Origin of the sequence: Streptomyces boncukensis, from assembly GCF_011045075.1 — a bacterium.
GTDB lineage: Bacteria > Actinomycetota > Actinomycetes > Streptomycetales > Streptomycetaceae > Streptomyces > Streptomyces boncukensis.
Genome location: NZ_JAAKZZ010001093.1, coordinates 1 through 592 on the forward strand (window position 1 = coordinate 1; position 592 = coordinate 592).

At 71.6% G+C, this 592-nt stretch carries 1 protein-coding gene; it reads left to right on the top strand.

Going from position 1 to position 592, the window contains the following annotated elements; genetic code table 11:
• Positions 1 to 592: ketoacyl-synthetase C-terminal extension domain-containing protein (locus G5C65_RS38110; protein WP_277608169.1), on the top strand; the 592-nt coding region annotated here is incomplete at both ends.

Consider the following 592-nt stretch of genomic DNA (forward strand, 5'->3'; position numbering starts at 1 on the left):
TGTGGCTGGGCTCGATCAAATCCAACATCGGCCACGCCCAGGCGGCCGCAGGCGTCGCCGGTGTCATCAAGATGGTCATGGCCCTGCAGCACCGTGTGCTGCCCGCGACGCTGCACGTGGACGAACCCTCGCCGCAGGTGGACTGGTCGGCGGGCGCGGTGGAACTGCTCACCGAGACCCGGGAGTGGCCCCAGGCGGACCGGCCACGACGGGCAGCGGTGTCCTCCTTCGGCATCAGCGGCACCAACGCCCACGTCATCGTCGAGCAGGCCCCTGAACCGGAACCCGAGCCGCTGCCGGACCCTGCGATGCGGCAGGCGCCGGGGCTGGTGCCATGGGTGGTCTCGGCGAAGTCCGAGCCCGCCCTGCAAGAACAGATCAAGCGACTCCGGTCCTTCGTCGCCGAGCGGCCGGAGCTGGATGCGGTGGATGTCGGCTGGTCGCTGGCCACCACACGCGCCGCCCTGGAGCACCGCGCGGTGCTGGCCGGGGACGGTGTGCTCGCGACCGGGGTGTCCGGCGAGGGCCGGTTGGCGTTCCTGTTCACCGGTCAGGGTGCGCAGCGTGCCGGGATGGGCCTGGGCCTCTACGA